Origin of the sequence: Nonomuraea sp. NPDC050783 (genome assembly GCF_040802095.1) — a bacterium.
Lineage (GTDB): Bacteria > Actinomycetota > Actinomycetes > Streptosporangiales > Streptosporangiaceae > Nonomuraea.
In genome coordinates, this window is record NZ_JBFAHK010000010.1 from 124340 (window position 1) to 141305 (window position 16966).

Annotated in this window: 13 protein-coding genes; 4 read left to right on the forward strand and 9 right to left on the reverse strand. The window is 73.8% G+C overall.

The genetic code is table 11. From position 1 onward, the window contains the following. The first annotated feature begins 3 nt into the window (after positions 1-3). Positions 4-1230 (forward strand): AI-2E family transporter, encoded by a 1227-nt coding sequence (locus tag AB0H75_RS26380; protein WP_367800456.1) that lies wholly within the window; start codon positions 4-6, stop codon positions 1228-1230. On the opposite strand, the gene AB0H75_RS26385 is transcribed toward AB0H75_RS26380, so the two are convergent. The 5 genes from AB0H75_RS26385 to AB0H75_RS26405 all read right to left on the reverse strand — a co-directional run bounded on the left by AB0H75_RS26385 (position 1214) and on the right by AB0H75_RS26405 (position 6645). Further along, positions 1214-1450 (reverse strand): hypothetical protein, encoded by a 237-nt coding sequence (locus tag AB0H75_RS26385; RefSeq protein ID WP_367800458.1) that lies wholly within the window; start codon positions 1448-1450, stop codon positions 1214-1216. The two genes, AB0H75_RS26380 and AB0H75_RS26385, sit on opposite strands and share 17 nt — an antisense overlap. Continuing rightward, on the reverse strand, positions 1425-1997 hold the full coding sequence (locus tag AB0H75_RS26390; protein ID WP_367800460.1) for a hypothetical protein: 573 nt from the start codon (positions 1995-1997) through the stop codon (positions 1425-1427). Before AB0H75_RS26390 ends, AB0H75_RS26385 begins: the two co-directional genes overlap by 26 nt. 293 nt (positions 1998-2290) lie before the next feature. Beyond that, positions 2291-4003, reverse strand: coding sequence for a SpoIIE family protein phosphatase (locus tag AB0H75_RS26395; RefSeq protein WP_367800462.1), 1713 nt, complete (start codon positions 4001-4003; stop codon positions 2291-2293). Positions 4004-4230: 227 nt separating this feature from the next. Continuing rightward, a complete protein-coding gene (locus AB0H75_RS26400) occupies positions 4231-5691 on the reverse strand; it encodes an aldehyde dehydrogenase family protein (RefSeq protein ID WP_367800464.1) in 1461 nt (486 codons plus the stop codon). Positions 5692-5802: 111 nt separating this feature from the next. Next, positions 5803-6645, reverse strand: coding sequence for an IclR family transcriptional regulator (locus AB0H75_RS26405; RefSeq protein ID WP_367800466.1), 843 nt, complete (start codon positions 6643-6645; stop codon positions 5803-5805). A gap of 65 nt (positions 6646-6710) precedes the next feature. On the opposite strand from AB0H75_RS26405, the gene AB0H75_RS26410 reads away from it, so the two are divergent. Further along, a complete protein-coding gene (locus tag AB0H75_RS26410; RefSeq protein ID WP_367800468.1) occupies positions 6711-8192 on the forward strand; it encodes an aldehyde dehydrogenase family protein in 1482 nt (493 codons plus the stop codon). A 104-nt stretch (positions 8193-8296) separates the two neighbouring features. Here AB0H75_RS26410 and AB0H75_RS26415 read toward each other — a convergent pair whose 3' ends face one another. From AB0H75_RS26415 to AB0H75_RS26425, 3 genes are all read right to left on the reverse strand, one after another. Beyond that, positions 8297-11632 carry a chemotaxis protein CheB gene (locus AB0H75_RS26415; protein ID WP_367800470.1) on the reverse strand — a complete coding sequence of 1112 codons (3336 nt, stop codon included), beginning with the start codon at positions 11630-11632 and terminating at the stop codon, positions 8297-8299. Positions 11633-11943: 311 nt separating this feature from the next. Further along, on the reverse strand, positions 11944-12246 hold the full coding sequence (locus tag AB0H75_RS26420; protein ID WP_367800472.1) for a hypothetical protein: 303 nt from the start codon (positions 12244-12246) through the stop codon (positions 11944-11946). Between the two features lie 133 nt (positions 12247-12379). Beyond that, a complete protein-coding gene (locus AB0H75_RS26425) occupies positions 12380-13846 on the reverse strand; it encodes an RICIN domain-containing protein (protein ID WP_367800474.1) in 1467 nt (488 codons plus the stop codon). Positions 13847-14140: 294 nt separating this feature from the next. Here AB0H75_RS26425 and AB0H75_RS26430 point away from each other — a divergent pair, with 294 nt between their 5' ends. Next, positions 14141-15076, forward strand: coding sequence for a glycosyltransferase (locus AB0H75_RS26430; protein WP_367800476.1), 936 nt, complete (start codon positions 14141-14143; stop codon positions 15074-15076). 31 nt (positions 15077-15107) lie between these two features. Here AB0H75_RS26430 and AB0H75_RS26435 read toward each other — a convergent pair whose 3' ends face one another. Further along, positions 15108-15386, reverse strand: a complete 279-nt coding sequence (locus AB0H75_RS26435) for a hypothetical protein (protein ID WP_367800478.1) — start codon at positions 15384-15386, stop codon at positions 15108-15110. A gap of 206 nt (positions 15387-15592) precedes the next feature. Here AB0H75_RS26435 and AB0H75_RS26440 point away from each other — a divergent pair, with 206 nt between their 5' ends. Then, positions 15593-16960, forward strand: a complete 1368-nt coding sequence (locus AB0H75_RS26440) for a helix-turn-helix domain-containing protein (protein ID WP_367800479.1) — start codon at positions 15593-15595, stop codon at positions 16958-16960. The last annotated feature ends 6 nt before the right edge of the window (positions 16961-16966 follow it).

The window sequence follows — 16966 nt, forward strand, 5'->3', positions numbered from 1 at the left end:
GCCGTGATCAAGCCGATCGAGCCGATCGAGCCCCGGGAGCGCCGCCCCGGGACCGTCCCCCAGGTCCAGGTGCTCCTGTCGGCCTCGAACGTGTGGCGGATCGGGTTCGTCATCGTCGCCGTCGTCGTCGTGGTGTCCCTGGCCCGCTTCGTCCTCGCGGACGCGGGCTCGCTGGTCGTGCTCGTGGTGATGTCCTGGTTCCTGTCACTGGCGATGGAGCCCGCGGTGGGCCGGCTGTCGCGGCACATGCGCCGCGGCGCGGCGGCCGTCCTGGTGATGACGGGGATCGCCGTCCTCACGGGCGTCTTCCTCTACCTGTTCGGCAACCTGTTCGTCGAGCAGGCCGCGTTACTGGTGAAGGCGCTGCCCGAGGTGGTCACCGGCGCCATCGACTGGATCAACGCCCGATTCGGGACGAAGTACGAGATCTCCACCATCCTCAGCTCCATCAACCTGACCCCGCAGCAGGCCGCCACCTACGCCCAGGACCTGGTCGGCGGCGTGCTGGGGCTGCTCGGCACGATCACCGCGGCGGTGTTCAACACCTTCACCCTGCTGCTGCTGACCTTCTACTTCTCGGCCGACGGCCCCCGGCTGCGGCGCTGGCTGGCCCAGCTCCTGCCCGGCCGCTTCCAGCAGGTCTTCCTCACCGTGTGGGACGTGTCGCTGGTCAAGACCGGCGGTTACGTCTCGGCCCGGCTCATCCTGGCCACGATCAACGGCGCCACCTCGGCCGTTGTGTTCCTGCTGATCGGCATGCCGTCGTGGCTGGCGCTGGGCGTGTGGACGGGCATCGTCGCGCAGTTCGTGCCCACGATCGGCACGTACATCGCGATCGCGCTGCCCACCGTCGTGGGCCTGGTCTCGCCCAAGCCGTGGATCGGGGTGGCCGCGCTGGCCTGGGCGATCCTGTACCAGCAGGTGGAGAACCTGACGCTGGAGCCGCGCATCAGCGGGCGGGCGGTGGACATGCACCCGGGCGTCGCGTTCGCGGGCGTGATCCTGGGGGCGCAGCTCTTCGGGGCGGTGGGCGCGCTGCTGGCGGTGCCGGTGCTGGCCATGCTGCTGTCGCTGCTGGACACGTTCGGGTCCCGCCAGGAGCTGGTGCCGATCCCGCCCGAGGTGCCGGAGGCGTACCTCACCGAGGACGACGACGAGGACGGCGGCGGCAAGGAGGAGGAGAAGGGCGAGGAGAAGGGCGAGGAGCGTGCGGTCAGGCGCGAAGGGTGAGCGGGGCGGGCATCCCGTCGGTGAACAGCCGCGCGTCGACCTGGTCGAGGGCGACGCGCAGCGCGCCGAGCGCCACGCTGCCGGCGCCGAGCACCGACGCCCGGATCTCGGGCACCCGCAGGCACAGGCGGCGCAGCGCGGTGCGGGCGTGGCGGTCGCCCTCGCGGGCGCGCTCGAAGACCCAGGCGGCCTTGTCATTGGGGTGGATGTCGTCGGGCACCCCCGGGCAGCTCTCGATGGGGGAGGGGGCCGACAACCAGCGGACCGCGCCCGTACGATGCTGAGCGAGTTGAGCTCGCGGAGCCTGCTGACGTCGGCCCCGGCCACCTCGGCCACCACAATCCCCCGGTTATGCTTCGTTGTAGCGAAATGGTGGCCGCCGGGCACGAGATCGGATACTGCTGCCCCGGGTCCAGCGCGGCGGCGAAATCGACGGCGCGGCCGCCGATGGCGAAACTGTACCGGCCCGTCCTGACGATGTCCGGCCGCTCGGACAGGTAGACCTCCGGGCCCGCCACCCGCCGGACCAGGGCGAGCGCGTCCCGGTAGGCCCGCTCCCGGTGCGCCCCGGAGTGGCGGACGCCGGGGACGGCGCCGGCGACGGGCGTGGGAGGCTCGGAGCCGGCGAGCACGACCGCGACGACGAGGGCGAGCCAGGCGGCCCTCCTGCCGATCTGCAGGGTCGTCAGCACGCCGAGGACGACCACCAGCACCAGCGCCAGCGCCAGGATCGGCCGCAGGAGCGGCGGCGTGATCGAGCGGAACATGGCCACTCGCCGGCGCCGTCGATCGCCGCGCCCTCGTACAGGCTCTGCGGGATCTGCGACATCCCCGCGTAGAGCAGCAGCGCGGTGCAGCCGGTGAAGGTCCAGTTACAGCAGGCCGATCGTCACGTTCGGCACCAGCCAGGGCACCAGCAGCGTCGCGCGCAGGACGACCGAGCGGGTCAGCCGGTGCATCAGCGCGGCCAGCCCGAGCGCGACGCGGCGGTCGTCCCGCGGTCGCCGGCGCGGCCGGCCGGCGGGTGCCCGGCGCGGGCCGGGGCCCGGCGCGCCGCGGGTCAGGGGGTGGCGGGGACGCGCAGGGCCAGCAGGGCGACGTCGTCGTCGTTGTCGGCCGGGCGTACGCGGTCGAGGAGCACGTCGCAGAGGACTTCCAGCGGGCGGTGCACGAGGGAGGCGGCGTGCCGGCGCAGCCGGGTCATGCCCTTGTCGAGGATGTGGGCGCGGGACTCGATGAGCCCGTCGGTGTAGAACAGCAGCACGGAGCGGGGCGGCAGCTCGGCCACGGCGTCGGTGCGCTCGGGGCGCAGCCCGGTGCCCAGGACCGGGCCGTGCCCGTCCTCCAGGAAGCGGGTGCGCCCGTTGTGCTCGATCAGGAGCGGCGGGGGATGACCGGCGTTGGTCCAGCGCAGCAGCCAGCGGCCGTCGTCGGTGTGCTGGAGGTGGGCGAGGACGACGGTGGCCATGGTGGCCTGGGCCATGCGGTTGACCGCCCGGTCCAGGCGGTCGATGATCACGCTGGGCGGCTCCTGCTGGATGGCGGCGTAGGCGCGCAGCATGTTGCAGACCTGGGCCATGCCCGCCGCGGCGTCGAGGTCGTGGCCCACCACGTCGCCGATCACCAGGGCGGTGCCGCCGTCGTCGGGCAGGGTGAAGGCGTCGTACCAGTCGCCGCCGACCTGCGAGGCGTGCGGGGCGGGCACGTAGCGGGCGGTCATCTGCACGCCCGGCACGGCCGGCAGGTGCGGCAGCAGGTGGCGCTGCATGGTCTCGGCCACGCGGCGCTGCCGCTCGTACAGGCGGGCGTTGTCGAGGGCCAGCCCCGCGCGGCGGGCGATGTCCTCGACCAGCAGCAGGTCGGTCGGGGTGAACGGCCACGGCTGCTCGGCCCTGCCCAGGGTGAGCGCCCCGAGCACCTCGCGCACGCCGCGGATCGGCGCGATGCACGCCGAGTGCATGCCGGTCGCCTCGAACAGCTCCCGCTGGACGACCGCGATGCCGGAGTCGGGGTCGCCCCGGTAGGTGTCGGGGCCGGCCAGCGTCGAGGTGACGCCGCGCAGCGCCCGCGACAGCGGCATCGGCGACTCCTCGGGCACCGCGGGCATCGGCCCCTCCAGCTCCTCCCGGTGGACCAGGGCGCCGTCCTCGTGGTGCACCACCAGGGCCCGCGACACGCCGCGCTCCTCGGTGAGCAGGTCGACCACCGCCCAGTCCGCGAGCAGCGGCACCGTGAGCCGGGTGAGCTGGGTCAGCGTCTCCTCCACCTCCAGGCTGGCGGTGAGGGTGGTGGTCGTCTCCGCGAGCAGGGCCAGCCGGTCGAGCTCCGACATCGTGGACGACGCGCTCGTCGGCTCCGGCTGGGCGGGCCCCGCCTCCGCGGCCTCGTAGAAGATCACCAGGGCGCCGGTGCGTCCCGCGCCGATGCGGCACGGGGTGACCAGCCAGGAGACCGGCAGCAGCGTGCCGTCGCCGCGCTCGAACCACTCCAGCTCGCCCTGCCCGGTCTCGCCGGTGATGAGGGGCTGCCGCATCGTGCACTGGCTGCGCGGCAGGGTCGCGCCGTGCCTGCCCCGGTGCAGCAGGTCGTGGGCGTCGCGGTCGAGCATCTCGGCGGCCGTACGCCCCAGCAGGCGCTGGGCCTGCGGGCTGACCTCGAGGATCCGGCCGCCGTCGTCGACCACGTAGGTGCCCGCCTGGCTGAGGTCGGCCAGCCTGCGGAGGCGCTCGCGCTCCACCACCGGGTACGTCGGCTCGCCGCCGGGCACGTTCATGGACGGCACTTCCTTTTCTCCCACCTGCAACCGTGGCCTGCTTATCATCCACGGCCACCGGATGCACATCGCGCCGCGCGGAAGCGCACATCCGTGATGGAAAGGGGATCAGCCGGGGGAACCAGGGCAGTGATCCCGGCCGGCTCGGCGGCGGCCGGGACCCGGCCGTCCCTCAGAAGGGCCTCAGAAGGGCCTCAGAAGGGCCTCAGCAGGGCCTCAGCAGGGCCTCAGAAGGGGTAGTGGGCGTGCTGGGTCGCCAGCGTGATCCAGCGGGTGTTGGTGAACGCCTCGATGCCCCAGCGGCCGCCGAACCGGCCGTAGCCGGAGGACTTGAAGCCGCCGAAGGGGGCCTGCGGCTCGTCGGCCACCGACTGGTCGTTGACGTGCACGATGCCGGTCTGCAACCGGCGGGCCACGCGCAGGCCGTGGGTGCCGTTCTCGGTGATGACGCCCGCGGTCAGGCCGTGGTCGGTGTCGTTGGCCTGGGCGACGGCCTCGTCGTCGGTGGCGAAGGTGTCGATGACGCAGAGCGGGCCGAACGCCTCGCCGTAGTACAGGTCGGCGTCGCCGGGCACGCCGGTCAGGACGGTCGCCGGGTGGACGGCGCCCTCCGGTTCGCCGCCGCCGGTCACGACCGTGGCGCCCTTGGCGACGGCGTCGCTGACCAGGGCGGCGACCCGCCGCGCCGCGGCGGCGGAGACCAGCGGCCCGATGACCGTGGTGGGCTCGGCCGGGTCGCCGGCGGGCAGGGCGGCGACCTTGGCGGCGAACCTGGCCGTGAACTCCTCGGCCAGCGATTCGTGGACGAGGACGCGGTCGCCGGACATGCAGATCTGCCCGGCGTTCATGAACACGCCGAACGTGGCCGCGTCCACCGCGTGGTCCAGGTCGGCGTCGTCGAGCACGATGATCGCGTTCTTGCCGCCCAGCTCCAGCATGGCGGGCTTGAGGTACCTGGCCGCGTGGGTGCCGATGATGCGGCCGACCTCGGTGGAGCCGGTGAAGTTGACCGCGCGTACCCGCGGGTCGGCGATCAGCGTCTCGGCGATCAGCGGGGCGTCGGCGGGGTCGTTGGTGACCACGTTGAGCACGCCGGCGGGGAGCCCGGCCTCGGCCAGGAGGTCGGCGATGAACAGGCCGCAGGCGAGCGGGGCGTCCTCGCTGGGCTTCATCACGATCGTGTTCCCGGCGGCCAGCGCGGCGGCCACCGAGCGCACGCCGAGGATGAGAGGCGCGTTCCACGGGGAGAAGGCGGCGACGACGCCGACGGGCTCGCGCACGGCCAGGCCGAGCGCGCCCTCCTCCTGCGCGGCGAGCACGTCCCCGCGCGGGGCGGTGATCGCGGCGGCGCTCTCGCGCAGGATGTTCGCGGCCAGGCCGACGTTGAACAGGGCCCACGGCCGGGTGCCGCCGACCTCGCCCGCCATGAGGGCCACCGCCTGCTCGCCGCGCTCCTGGAGCAGGTCGGCGGCCTTGAGGAAGACGGCGCGGCGGGCGAACGGGCTCAGCGCCGCCCAGTCGTCGAAGGCGGCCCGCGCGGCGTCCACCGCGAGGGTCACGTCCTCGGGCCCGGCGGCGGCCACGGTGGCGTACGCCTGCCCGGTGTAGGGGTTGAGGTCGTCGGTGGTCCGGCCGGACCGCGCGGGCACGGACTTGCCGCCGATGAGCAGCTCGCGGGTGATGGTCATGAACGATCCTTCAGGGGGAGGACGGGCTCGGGCACCTCGCTCCGGTGACCCGGACCGTATGACCCCGCCGAACCCCGCGCAACAATTCGTTCCGAGCAGTAGAACGCGAATTCACTCAGTCGAACACGTCTCCGGCGAGGGCCGGTGACCGAGGCGCCGGGAGATCTCCGCGGCGGCGCGCCGCAGCGGCGGCTCCAGCCGCCCGGCCAGCGCGTCGAGGGTGGCCGGGACCAGCGTCAGGTACACCGCGACGTTGATCGCGGCCACCACCTCGCCGGAGCGGTCGCGCACCGGCGCGGAGAACGACCGCAGGCCCGGCGCCAGCTCCTCGTCGTTGACCGCCACGCCGCTCTGGCGCACCCTGGCCAGCGCGGCCAGCAGCTGCTCCCGGTTGGTGATCGTCCTGGGCCCGCGCCGGGCCAGGTCGGTGCGGTCCAGGATCTGCCGCAGCGCCGCCGGGTCGCGGTGGGCCAGCAGCACCTTGCCCATCGAGGTGCAGTAGGCCGGCAGGCGGGAGCCGACGTGCAGGTTGAGGTCCAGGGCCAGGGTGCCGCGCCTGCTGCTGCGCCGCCGGTCCACGTAGACGACGTCCGGCCCGTCGCCCACGGCGGCGCTGGCCGTGCAGCCGGTCTCGTCGGCCAGCGCCTGGAGCGGCGGCCCGGTGACGCGGGCGAGCTCCATCGAGTCGATCGCGGCGAACCCCAGGTCCACGGCGCGCGGGCCGAGGAAGTACTTCCTGGTCTCCGGGTCCTGCTCCAGGTAGCGCAGCGCGGTCAGCGTGGCGACGTACCGGTGCGTGGTGCTCTTGTTGAGGCCCACCGCCCTGGCCAGGTCGGCGATCCCCAGCACCGAGCGGTCGCCGGTGAACGCGTCCAGGATGCTCAGCCCCCGCTCCAGGGACACCGAAGGGGACGCCGAAGGGGACGCCGGGTGGGGCGCCGGGGTGTCGGTCACAGCGGTCAGCATATGGTCCTACAGTTCTAGCTGTCCGAACACACCGGCCGAGAGGACCGACGCACATGGCCCGAGCGGGGAGCGGCTGGCGCAGGCCGCGGATCGGGCACTTCCTCGGCGGCGAGTGGGTGGCCGCCGGCTCCGGCCGCACGTATCCCGACCACGCGCCGTGGTCCGGCGAGGTGCTGGCCGAGGTGGCGGCCGGCGACGCCGACGACGCGCGGCGGGCGATCGCCGCCGCGCACGAGGCGTTCCCCGGCTGGTCCGCGCTGCCGCCCTGGCGGCGCCAGCAGGTCTTCCTGCGCGCGGCCGACGTCCTGGAGGGCCGGCGCGAGGAGGTCCTGGACGCCCTGGCCGCCGAGACCGGGTGCGGCCGGCACTTCGGCGAGGTCCAGGCGGACTTCGCGCTCAGGCTGCTGCGCCAGGCCGCCCAGCTCGCCTACCAGCCCACTGGCAGCCTGCTGCCGTCCGACGTCGAGGGCACGCGGGCGATGGCGGTCCGCCGGCCGGTGGGCGTGGTCGGCGCGATCGTGCCGTGGAACGCCTCGCTCACCCTGTCCGGGCGGGGGATCGTCGGGCCGCTCGCCCTCGGCAACACCGTGGTGCTGAAACCCTCCGAGGAGGCTCCCTACACCGGCGGCGCCCTGTGGGCGGAGGTGCTGCACGAGGCCGGGCTGCCGGCCGGCGCGCTCAACGTGGTCACCCACGCCCCCGGCGAGGCCGGCGGGGTGGCCGACGCGATGCTGGCCGGCCCGCTGGTCAAGCGCGTCGGCTTCACCGGCTCCACGCCGACCGGCCGCCGCCTGGCCGAGAAGGCGGGCCGCCACCTCAAGCGGGTCGTGCTCCAGCTCAGCGGCCAGAACCCGCTCATCGTCACCCGCGACGCCGACCTCGGCTACGCGGTCGCCGCCGCCACCTACGGCGCCTTCGTCCACCAGGGCCAGGTGTGCATGTGCGCGCGGCGGATCTACGTGGAACGCCCGCTGGCCGCCGCGTTCACCGAGCGGTTCGCGGCCAGGGCGGCGGCGCTGCCCACCGGCGACCCGCACGACCCCGCCACCGTCGTCGGCCCCGTGATCAACGAGTGGGCGCTGGCGTTGCTGGACCGCCGGGTCAAGGAGGCCGTCGCGCTCGGCTCCCGCGTCCTGGCCGGCGGCGTGCCCCGGCCGCCGTGCTACCCGGCCACCGTGCTGACCGACGTGCCGGACGAGGCCGAGATCGCGCAGGGGGAGACGTTCGGGCCGGTCGTGGTGGTGGAGGCCGTCGACTCGGCCGACGCGGCGGTGGCCCGCGCCAACGCCTCCGACCTGGGCCTGGCCGCGTCGGTCATCACCGGCGACCCCCGGCGCGGGCTGGAGCTGGCGTCCCGGCTGGAGGTCGGCATCGTGCACGTCAACGACCAGCCGGTCAACGACGAGCCGCAGATGCCGTTCGGCGGCGTCAAGGACAGCGGCTGGGGGCGGTTCGGGCTCGGGTTCGCCGCCGAGGAGTTCAGCGAGGTGCAGTGGGTGACCGTGCGGGAGCAGGACCGCGGCTTCCCCTTCTGAGCCGTCCCGCCGTTCCGCCGCCTCGCCGTCCCGCCGCCTCGCCGCCTCGCCGTCTCGCCGTCCCGTCGTGCCGGGCGTGGCGGGGCGTCCGGCCGGGGCCCGGGTCAGCCGGAGGCGGCGGGGCCGCGGGGCGCCGCCGCCGCGCCCTGCGGCTGCTTGAGGTCGCTGATGTCGATGCAGAACTCGGAGATCGTCCCGTCGCCGAGGTCGCGGCCGGCGAACAACATCCACAGCCGCCTGCCGTCCTTGCAGATGTACTCCTTCTGGTAGGGACCGATGTAGCCGGTGGCGGCGAGCTGCTCCATCTGCTGCTCGCTGACCTCGGCCCACTCCGGCGGGGTCATCCGCATCCAGGTCAGCCCGCCGCCCTCGATGTCGGCCCGGGTGTAGCCGCTGATCCGCAGGAAGGCGTCGTTGGCGTCGATCAGGGTGCCGGTCTCGTCGAAGTGCAGGACCCCGACGTTCTCGGTCTCCAGGATGCGCCGCAGCCGCTCCTCGCTGACGCGCAGGGCCCGCTCGGTGGTGCTGCGCATCCGGGACAGCTCCAGCTGGGCCCCGATCCGGGCCATGAGCTCGCGGGCCGAGAACGGCTTGATGATGTAGTCGTCGGCGCCGGCGAGCATCCCCTCGATCGCGTCCTGCTCCCCGGCGCGGGCGGTGACCAGGATGAACGGCGTCTGCGCCAGCGCCTCGTGGGAGCGGACCCGCTGCAGCAGCGCGAAGCCGTTCGTGCCCGGCATCATCGCGTCCGCCAGGATGAGGTCGGGCCGCTCGCGCCGGGCCAGCTCGAACGCGTCGGCGCCGTCCCGCGCCTCGATCACCTGCCACGCCGTGCCGAGCAGGCGGACCAGGTAGCCGCGCATGTCGGCGTTGTCGTAGGCGACGAGCACCCGGGCCCCGATGACCTGCCCGTCGCCCAGGCCGCGGAGCGGGGTCCCGCCGTCCAGCCCCATCGCGGCGTGGTTGCGCTCGCGGACGGGATTCCAGTGCACGGCCTCCTCGGCCATCGCCGCCACCACCTGCCCGATCCGCGCGGCCGGGGCCGGCGCGTCCGCCGCGCCGGGCCGGCGGCCCAGCGGCAGCCAGACGGTGAACGTGGTGCCGACGCCCTCCTCGCTGGTGACCCGGATCCGGCCGTGGTGGCGGCGGACGAGCTCGTCCACGAGGGCCAGCCCGATCCCCGCTCCCTCGTGCGTGCGCCCGTGGGTCTCCGGCACCCGGTGGAAACGCTTGAAGACGTACGGAAGCTGGGCGGCGGGGATGCCCACGCCGGTGTCGCGTACGGACAGCTCCGCGTGGTTGGGCAGCGCCCGCAACCCGATCTCGACCGATCCCTTCCAGGTGAACTTCAGCGCGTTGGACACCAGGTTGGAGACGACCTTCTCCCACATCTCCGCGTCCACCCACACGGGCTGGGGCAGCGGCGGCGCCTCCACGGTCAGCGTCAGCCCCGCGCGCTCCGCGGCGCCGCGGAACATCGAGGCGACCTGCGTGGTCAGCGCCGCCAGATCGACGGGGGCGAACCGCGCCCGCAACAGGCCGGCCTCGACCTGCGAGAAGTCCAGCAGCGCGCCGACCAGCCGCAGCAGCCGCCGGGCGTTGCGCTGCACCAGCTCCACGTCCGACCGGCGGGCCAGGACGGGATCCCCGGGCTGCTGGAGCAGCTCCTCCAGCGGGGCCAGCATCAGCGTCAGCGGGGTGCGGAACTCGTGGCTGACGTTGGAGAAGAACGCCGACTTGGCCCGGTCCAGCTCGGCCAGCCGGTCCAGCCGCTGCCGCTCGCGCCGGCGGGCGTGCGACTCGGCGACCTTCGCCGCGATCGTCTCGCCGGTCAGCGCCAGGAACTCGCGGTAGCGCTCGTCCAGCGGCAGGAACGGGTGCGCGCCGAGCACCAGCACCCCGGCGACCTCGTCCCCGGCCTGGTCGGGCAGCGGGTACAACATCGCGCACTCCGGCATGAGCCGCTCGGGCCCGACGAGGTGCCCGCGGAAACGCGTGCCCACGTCCTCGACCAGCACCGGACGGCGCGTCTCGGCGACCTGCTGCAGCGGCCAGGCGATGCCGGGCGCCAGCCGCAGCTCCCACGGCACCAGCCCGCCGCCCTCCTCGGTCCCGGAGGCGCCGGCCAGGCTCGCCCGCTTCCCGGACGCGTCGAGCAGGTACGCCGCGGCGAACGGGACGTCGGCGGCCTCCCCGAGCACCGCCAGCGCTCCCTTCAGCGCGTCCCGGCGCTCGCGCGAGGCCGGTGCCGCAGCGAGGCGGTTGAGCGTCCGCAGCCTGCGGGCCGACAGCACCTCGGCGGTACGCTCGTGGGACGACCGGAGGATCCCGGCGACGTCGCCGTGCTCGTCCCGTACGGGCGAGAAGGTGTCGTCGAACCACGCGTACCTCGGCCTGCCGAGCCGTTCGAGGAGCCGGCGGCTCTCGCGCAGGTGCACCGGCTCCCCGCCCATCACGCGGTCGTACAGCGGCTCCGTCTCCGGGCGGGCCTCGGGCCACGTCTCGAAGTCGGGGCGCGCGAAATGCTCGGGGTGCCGCGTCCCGCCCTGCTCCATACCGGCGTCGTTGTACAGCATGATGTGCTGCTCGCCCCACAGCAGCACCAGCGGCAGGGGCGAGGCCATGACCAGCCGCACCACCGTCCGCAGCGCGGGCCCCCAGGCGGTCACCGGGCCCAGGGGCGTGCGCGCCCAGTCGATGTCGCGGGCGATGCCCTCCATGACCGAGGGGCCGCCGAAGACCTTACGGACCGCTTCGACCTCGCTCTGCGGGAGCGGGAGCGGAGCGCCGCGCACCACGGCGGTGATGACGCCGCCGATCTCGTGCAACGGCAGCACCAGGTCGGCGCCGGCCTCGGTGGCGGCCTTCGGCATCGAGGGGTACTCGGCGGTGTCCTCGTCCTGCGCGAGCACGATCCCGCCGGCCGCCTTGACCGCCGCGGCGCCCGCCGCGCCGTCGCGGCCCATGCCGGTCAGGACCACGGCCAGCGCCCTCGGGCCGAACGCGTCCGCCAGCGACCGCAGCAGGGCGTCATGAGGGGAGTCGAGGGCTCCGCTCGACGCGACGAGCGTGCACCTGCCGTCCGGGAAGATCTCCAGTCGCATGCGCGGCGGGCAGACCATCACCACGCCGGGCGCCAGGCGCGCGCCGTCGGCCGCCCACACCGCGGGTTGCCCGGTCCGCCGCCGCAGGACCAGGGCCAGGCCGCTGCCGCTGCCCAGGTGCTGCTGCACCACCACCGCCGACGGCAGGTCGGCCGGGAGGTCGCGCAGCACCGTGGTCAACGCGTCGAGCCCGCCCGCCGAGGTCACCAGCGCGACCACGTCGACGGCCGCTTCCCGGCCGGCCCGCTGAGGTTCGGCGCGCTCCTGGCCGGCTCCCTCCTGGCCGGCCCGTTTGCGGTCGGCCTGTTTCCGGTCGGCCCGCTTCTGATCGTCCATGATGGATCACCTCGACCGACGGCAGCACACGACGACGTCACACCGCTCAGAGCGAGTCCGACTCCGCCTTCCGGCCCCCGGCCGGAGCGGGCCCGATCACCCTGCCTCCGAACCGGTGCGCGCTGACCCCGCAGCACGGGTGTACCCGCCAGTCTCCCCCAGCGGAGCGCCGCGCGCGAGTTCCGGACGCACCGTTGTGCCGGGAACAGGTCAGGGGCGCGGCGGCGGTCAGGGCGATCATCTCCTGCCGCCGCTGCCCGCCCACGGACGACTGTACGCCGGTGCGCCCGCTCCACCCAGTGCCGGAGCCGCTACCCAGGAGCGCCCGGGGCCGGGGGAGGGCCGGTGCCCGGGTGGTCCCGGGCCTGCCCCGCGCCGGTCCCTCGCCGTGCCGCCCCGCTCGCCCGCAGGCGTTCGCGCTGCTCGCGCAGGCTGTCGTGGATCTCCTGGCTCAGGTCGCCGATCCGCCGGCTGTCGGATCGGATCGACCGCGCCCGTTCCTTGAGCCTGGCCGCCGTGGCACGCAGCTCCTCCAGCCGGGCCGCGCGATCACCACTGTCCGCCGGGCCCGCCGCCGCGGGCGGTGCCGGCGGGTGCTGGGCATCGGTACGCATGTCGGGCCGCCTGCCTGAGTCATCCTGGCCCTCCACTCTCCGCCCCGGCCCGGCCGCCGGATAGCACCGCAGGCGAAACTCTCGCCCGCGCCGTCGCCACAAAACGAAGCCCGCCGATCGCGCCGGGCACGGGCTACGGCTGGGACGCGCCTCTGGTGAACTGCTGGTTCTGCCCGGTGCCGCAGGTGTACTGGATCAGGCGGGTGCCGTCGGCGGTGGAGCCTCCCGGGACGTCGAGGCACTTGCCCGAGTGGCGCGCGGCCAGCCGCACCCGGCCGCTGCCGGCGTCCTGGACCTGCCACTGCTGGTTCTGCCCGCCGCCGCAGGTCCACTGGATGATCCTGGCGTTGTCGGCGGTCGAGGCGCCGTTCACGTCGAGGCACTTGCCGGAGTGCGCGGCGACGAGCTGGTAGTAGCCGGTGCCGAGGTCGCGGAACTCCCAGCGCTGGTTGCCGGCGCCGTTGCAGGCGTACTGGGCGACCTCGGCGCCGTCCGCCACGGACGCGCTGATCACGTCCACGCACTTGCCCGAGTGCCGGGCGGTGAGGGTGACCGTGGCGGGGGCGCTGCCGTCGCCCCAGCCGTACCTGAGGCGGGCGGCGCCGGTGGGGTTACGGACGCTCAGGGTCAGGTTGGTGCCGCTGCCCTGGAGCGCGAACATGGAGTACCGGTCGTAGCCGTACTCGCTGATCTTCCCGCCGAGCGCGGGCCAGTAGATCGAGCCCATGCGCAGCTCGCGCAGGGAGTCGGTGACGGCCCGGAAGTACCGGACGAAGTTGTTGGTGCTCGCGGGGTCGTCGTAGTTCAGGCCGAAGTCCATCTGGGCGCCGAACTCGGTGGTGACCGCGCGCGAGGCGCAGGAGCCCAGCCGCTCGCGGAAGCTCTGGACCCAGCCGGCGTAGTCCTTCTCGCCGTAGAAGAAGGTGTAGTGGTGGTAGGACAACAACGTCCCGGCCAGGCGGCTGTCGGCGCAGACCGGCCGGAGGTCCTGGCTGTAGCCGGTGCCGCCCACGAGGACGCGGCCCTTCGGGATCGACGGGCGGGCGCTGAGCCACGAGGCGGCGAGGTCCGCCCACTCGGCCGCGCTGTAGCCGTGCGGCTCGTTCATCGGCTCGAAGTACACCAGGTCGTTGGAGCCGTACTGGGCGGTCACGGTGTTCCACATGGAGGTGAAGGCGGCTGTGTCGGTGATCCGGCCGCCGGAGGCCGCCGCGTCCTCCCAGTAGGCGAGGACGACCTTGAACCCGCGGTCGGTCGCTGCGTCGATCGTGCCGCGGTAGGCGTTCCACCACGACGAGCCGACGGTGTGGGTGTTGACCGGCAGCCGGACGGTGTTGGCGCCGAGCCGGTCGGCGAACCCGTTGTAGACGGCGTCGGCCTTGGTCCGGACGGTCGCGTAGCTGTCGGAGGCGGCCAGCCCGTCCAGGACGAGCGGGCCCCTGACGAAGTTGTCGCCCGGCACGGCCCAGTTCACCCCTCTGAACTGGTTGGTGTCCGCGCCGGCCGGCGGGGCGGCCGCGAGGGCGACCACCGGTGCCAGGGCCAGCGTGCCGAGGACGCCGAGCAGGGTGCGGCGTAAGGAGCGGGAGCGTTCTGTCATGGTGGAGGCCCATCTCGTGATGCCGTGCCGCCAACGTGCCGCAGGCGGTGGGAGGGGGCCGGCCCCGCTGATTAAAACGGTTTAACCGTAGGAAGCGGGTCGGGCACCGTCAAGGCCGGTGCCGGGCGGCACGGCGGCGACGGGCGATCGCCCCTGGTGAGCCGGTGCCCGCCGGTGAAAGTTTCACCAGCGGCGGCGCCTCCACGCACCCGGCGAGCGTCATTGATCTTGCGGCGTTTTTAGCTCCTCTGATCTAATCTGACTTATGCGTTTACATATCTGTTCGGTAGGTAGGTGGCGCGTGAGAGGCCGTTCTGCCCGCCGGGCGGGCTCGCCCACGTGAGTCGCCGCACCATCGACCCCGCGCTCGGCCTCGATCTCACGCCGTCGCGGACGCTCGCCTCCCGTACCGGATCGGTGGCGATCGTCATCCCCGCCCACAACGAGCAGGAGACGATCGCCGCGGTGGTCGGGGAATGCCTGGCGGCGCTGCGCTTCCTCCAGGTCGAGGGCGAGGTCGTCGTCGCGGCCAGCGGCTGCGACGACGACACGGCCAGGTACGCCGCCAAGGCCGGCGCCACCGTGGTGACGGCCCCGCTCGGCAAGGGCAACGCCATCACCGCCGGGCTCCGCGCCACGACGGCCGACATCGTGGCCCTCATCGACGGCGACCTCCGCTACTACGGCAACACGCCGCTGGCCGCCGCCCTGGTCGCGCCCATCCTGGACGACCTCGCCGACGCGACCGTCGCCGACCTGTACTGGAGGCCGGTCTACCCCCAGCTGTGGCTGCACGGTTTCTTCGCTCCGCTCGCCGGGCGCCTGTTCCCCGAGATCCTTCCCAAGGTGGGCAACACCCCGTGGTCGGGGCAGCGCGCCGCCCTGCGCGAGCTGTGGCCGGACCGGCTCCCCGAGGGCTTCACCGCGGACCTGGCGATCCTGCTGCACTGGAACGACCTGCGCGCCCGCGTGCGCCCCGTCCTGGCCGACGACTGGACCAACCCGCAACGCCCCAAGCCGGACCTGATGCGGCGGGAGTTCGCCCTGCTGACCACACACGCCGTCCGGCGCGGGCGGCTGGCGGTCCGCCAGGTGCCCGGCCTGCGACGCTGGTTCGACGAGGTGCACGACTTCATGAGCCGCTACCGCCCCGGCGAGGACGACCCCCAGGAGTTCGAGCAGGACCTCCTGCGCCACGCGCTGTCCCGGCTGGACGATCCCGCGCGGTAGCGCGCCCGCCGCAGGCCCGTACGGCCTCCGCTCACCAGGACCACGGGCGTACCGGGCGGCGGCCGAGGTCGAGCGGGGACGGGCAGGTCAGCCGGGCGCCCGTCCGGGTGGGCAGGGCGAAGGCGACGGCCTTGCCGGGGGCGGCGCAGGTGGTGATCACGGTCGGGTAGGCGCGGCAGTGCCCTTGCGACAGCTCCCGGACCAGCGCCAGGCCGCGTCCTCGCTCGGCGAGCGGGAGCGGCGCGCCCCGCGCCAGGAGGGCGGGGATCTCGCCGGCGGCGGGTTGTCGCCGGTCGATCGCATGGGGCACGCTCCGATCGCGCTGGGTGACGGTGCCAGCAAGGAAACGTGACCCGGGAGTGGCGGGGCAGGTCGGTTCGCCGCTGACCGCGTGCCGGGGAAGCTCGGAGCCGCGAGTGGTCGTTTTCTGGTCGTTTCCGCTGGCGCCTTCCCTTGCGCGGGCGTCATTCTCGACCATGGGTGCTCTGTCGGTCACAGAGCGTGTCGGGAGGGTTCATGGGAGAGTGCGGGGGACGGCCGGAGCTGGTGAGGGCCCGCAAGCGGCTGGGGATGAACCAGGACGAGGCGGCCGAGGCGTTGCTGGTCGCGCCGGGGACGCTGAGCCGGTGGGAGCGGGGGACGCAGGACGTCCGGCCGGTGTACCGGGCGCGGATCGCGCAGGTCTTCGGGGTGAGCGGGGCCGAGGTGGAGCGGTGGCTGCACGGCACGGAACCGGTCGCCACGGAGCTGTGGCCACTGCCGGACTTCAGCGATTTGTCGGTCACGGCTACCGTCGGCTCTGCGGAGAAGCTGTGGAGGGGCGAATTGGATCTCGACCGACGCCACCTGCTGGCCACGCTGCCCTTCGTTCCCGCCGCCCTGGACGGCTGGCTCTCCGCCTGGAGCTACAGCGTTCCCGTCGGAACGGCGGCGCGCGAGACGGGCAGGGGCGTGGTGGGGCTCTCCGACGTCGCCCGCATCGAGGAGATGCTGCGCACCTTCAACGCCATCGAGCTCCAGTACGGCGGCGGAGTGATCCGCCCGGCCGTGGTGGACTGCCTGAACACCGTGGTCGCCCCGCTGCTGCGTGGCAGCTACACCGATGACATCGGCTCGGCGCTGATGTCCGCCGCCGCGGGGATGACCACCCTCGCCGGCTGGACGGCCTTCGACCTGGCCCGGCACGGGCAGGCCCAGCACTACTTCGGCCAGGCGCTCAAGCTGGCCAAGACCGCCGATGATCCGCTGACCGGCATCCATGTCCTGGTGTGCATGGCGCAGCAGGCCTTTCACCTCAACAAGCCCGAGTACGAGTTGTTGCTCGCGCGCGCGGCCACCGAGACGGCCCGCCGATCAGAGGCGCCGGCGAGCGTGATGGCGGTCGTGACGGCCAAGGAGGCGCGCGCCACCGGTTTCCGGACGCGGCCCGACAGGACGGGGGATCGTCACAGCGGCAAGCGGATCGAACGGCTCATCGAGGAGTCGAGGCTCGCGTGCGCGCGGGGCGCCGACGATCGCGACCCCGCCTGGGTCATGGACTATGACGAGCCGGAGGTGGGGGCGCAGCTCAGCGTGGCCTGGCGCCTGCTCGGAAGGAACGACCTGGCGGCCGACTACGCGGAGCGGGCCGTTCGCGCGTTCGAGGTCCGCCGTCCCCGCTCGGCCCAGCTCAACCGGGTCGCCGCCGGCCACGCCTATCTGGGCATGGGGGAGGTGGAGCAGGCGGTGGAGACCGTGCGGGCCGCCGTGCCCGCCGCGCGGTCGCTGGCCTCCTCCCGGCTCGTCGAGCGCATCCGGCGCTTCGACAGGCGGCTGCGGCCGTACGAGAAGACCGTCCAGGTGCGGGAGTTCCGCGCTTACCTGCACCAGCAGCTCGCCTCCTGAGCCGTG

Bases quoted from the DNA above. Each gene is read 5' to 3' on its own strand.
- AB0H75_RS26440 (WP_367800479.1), top strand. From the start codon at position 15,593: ATGGGAGAGTGCGGGGGACGGCCGGAGCTGGTGAGGGCCCGCAAGCGG.
- AB0H75_RS26420 (WP_367800472.1), bottom strand. From the start codon at position 12,246: ATGCGTACCGATGCCCAGCACCCGCCGGCACCGCCCGCGGCGGCGGGC.
- AB0H75_RS26425 (WP_367800474.1), bottom strand. From the start codon at position 13,846: ATGACAGAACGCTCCCGCTCCTTACGCCGCACCCTGCTCGGCGTCCTC.
- AB0H75_RS26415 (WP_367800470.1), bottom strand. From the start codon at position 11,632: ATGGACGATCAGAAGCGGGCCGACCGGAAACAGGCCGACCGCAAACGG.
- AB0H75_RS26400 (WP_367800464.1), bottom strand. From the start codon at position 5,691: ATGACCATCACCCGCGAGCTGCTCATCGGCGGCAAGTCCGTGCCCGCG.
- AB0H75_RS26410 (WP_367800468.1), top strand. From the start codon at position 6,711: ATGGCCCGAGCGGGGAGCGGCTGGCGCAGGCCGCGGATCGGGCACTTC.
- AB0H75_RS26390 (WP_367800460.1), bottom strand. From the start codon at position 1,997: ATGTTCCGCTCGATCACGCCGCCGCTCCTGCGGCCGATCCTGGCGCTG.
- AB0H75_RS26395 (WP_367800462.1), bottom strand. From the start codon at position 4,003: ATGAACGTGCCCGGCGGCGAGCCGACGTACCCGGTGGTGGAGCGCGAG.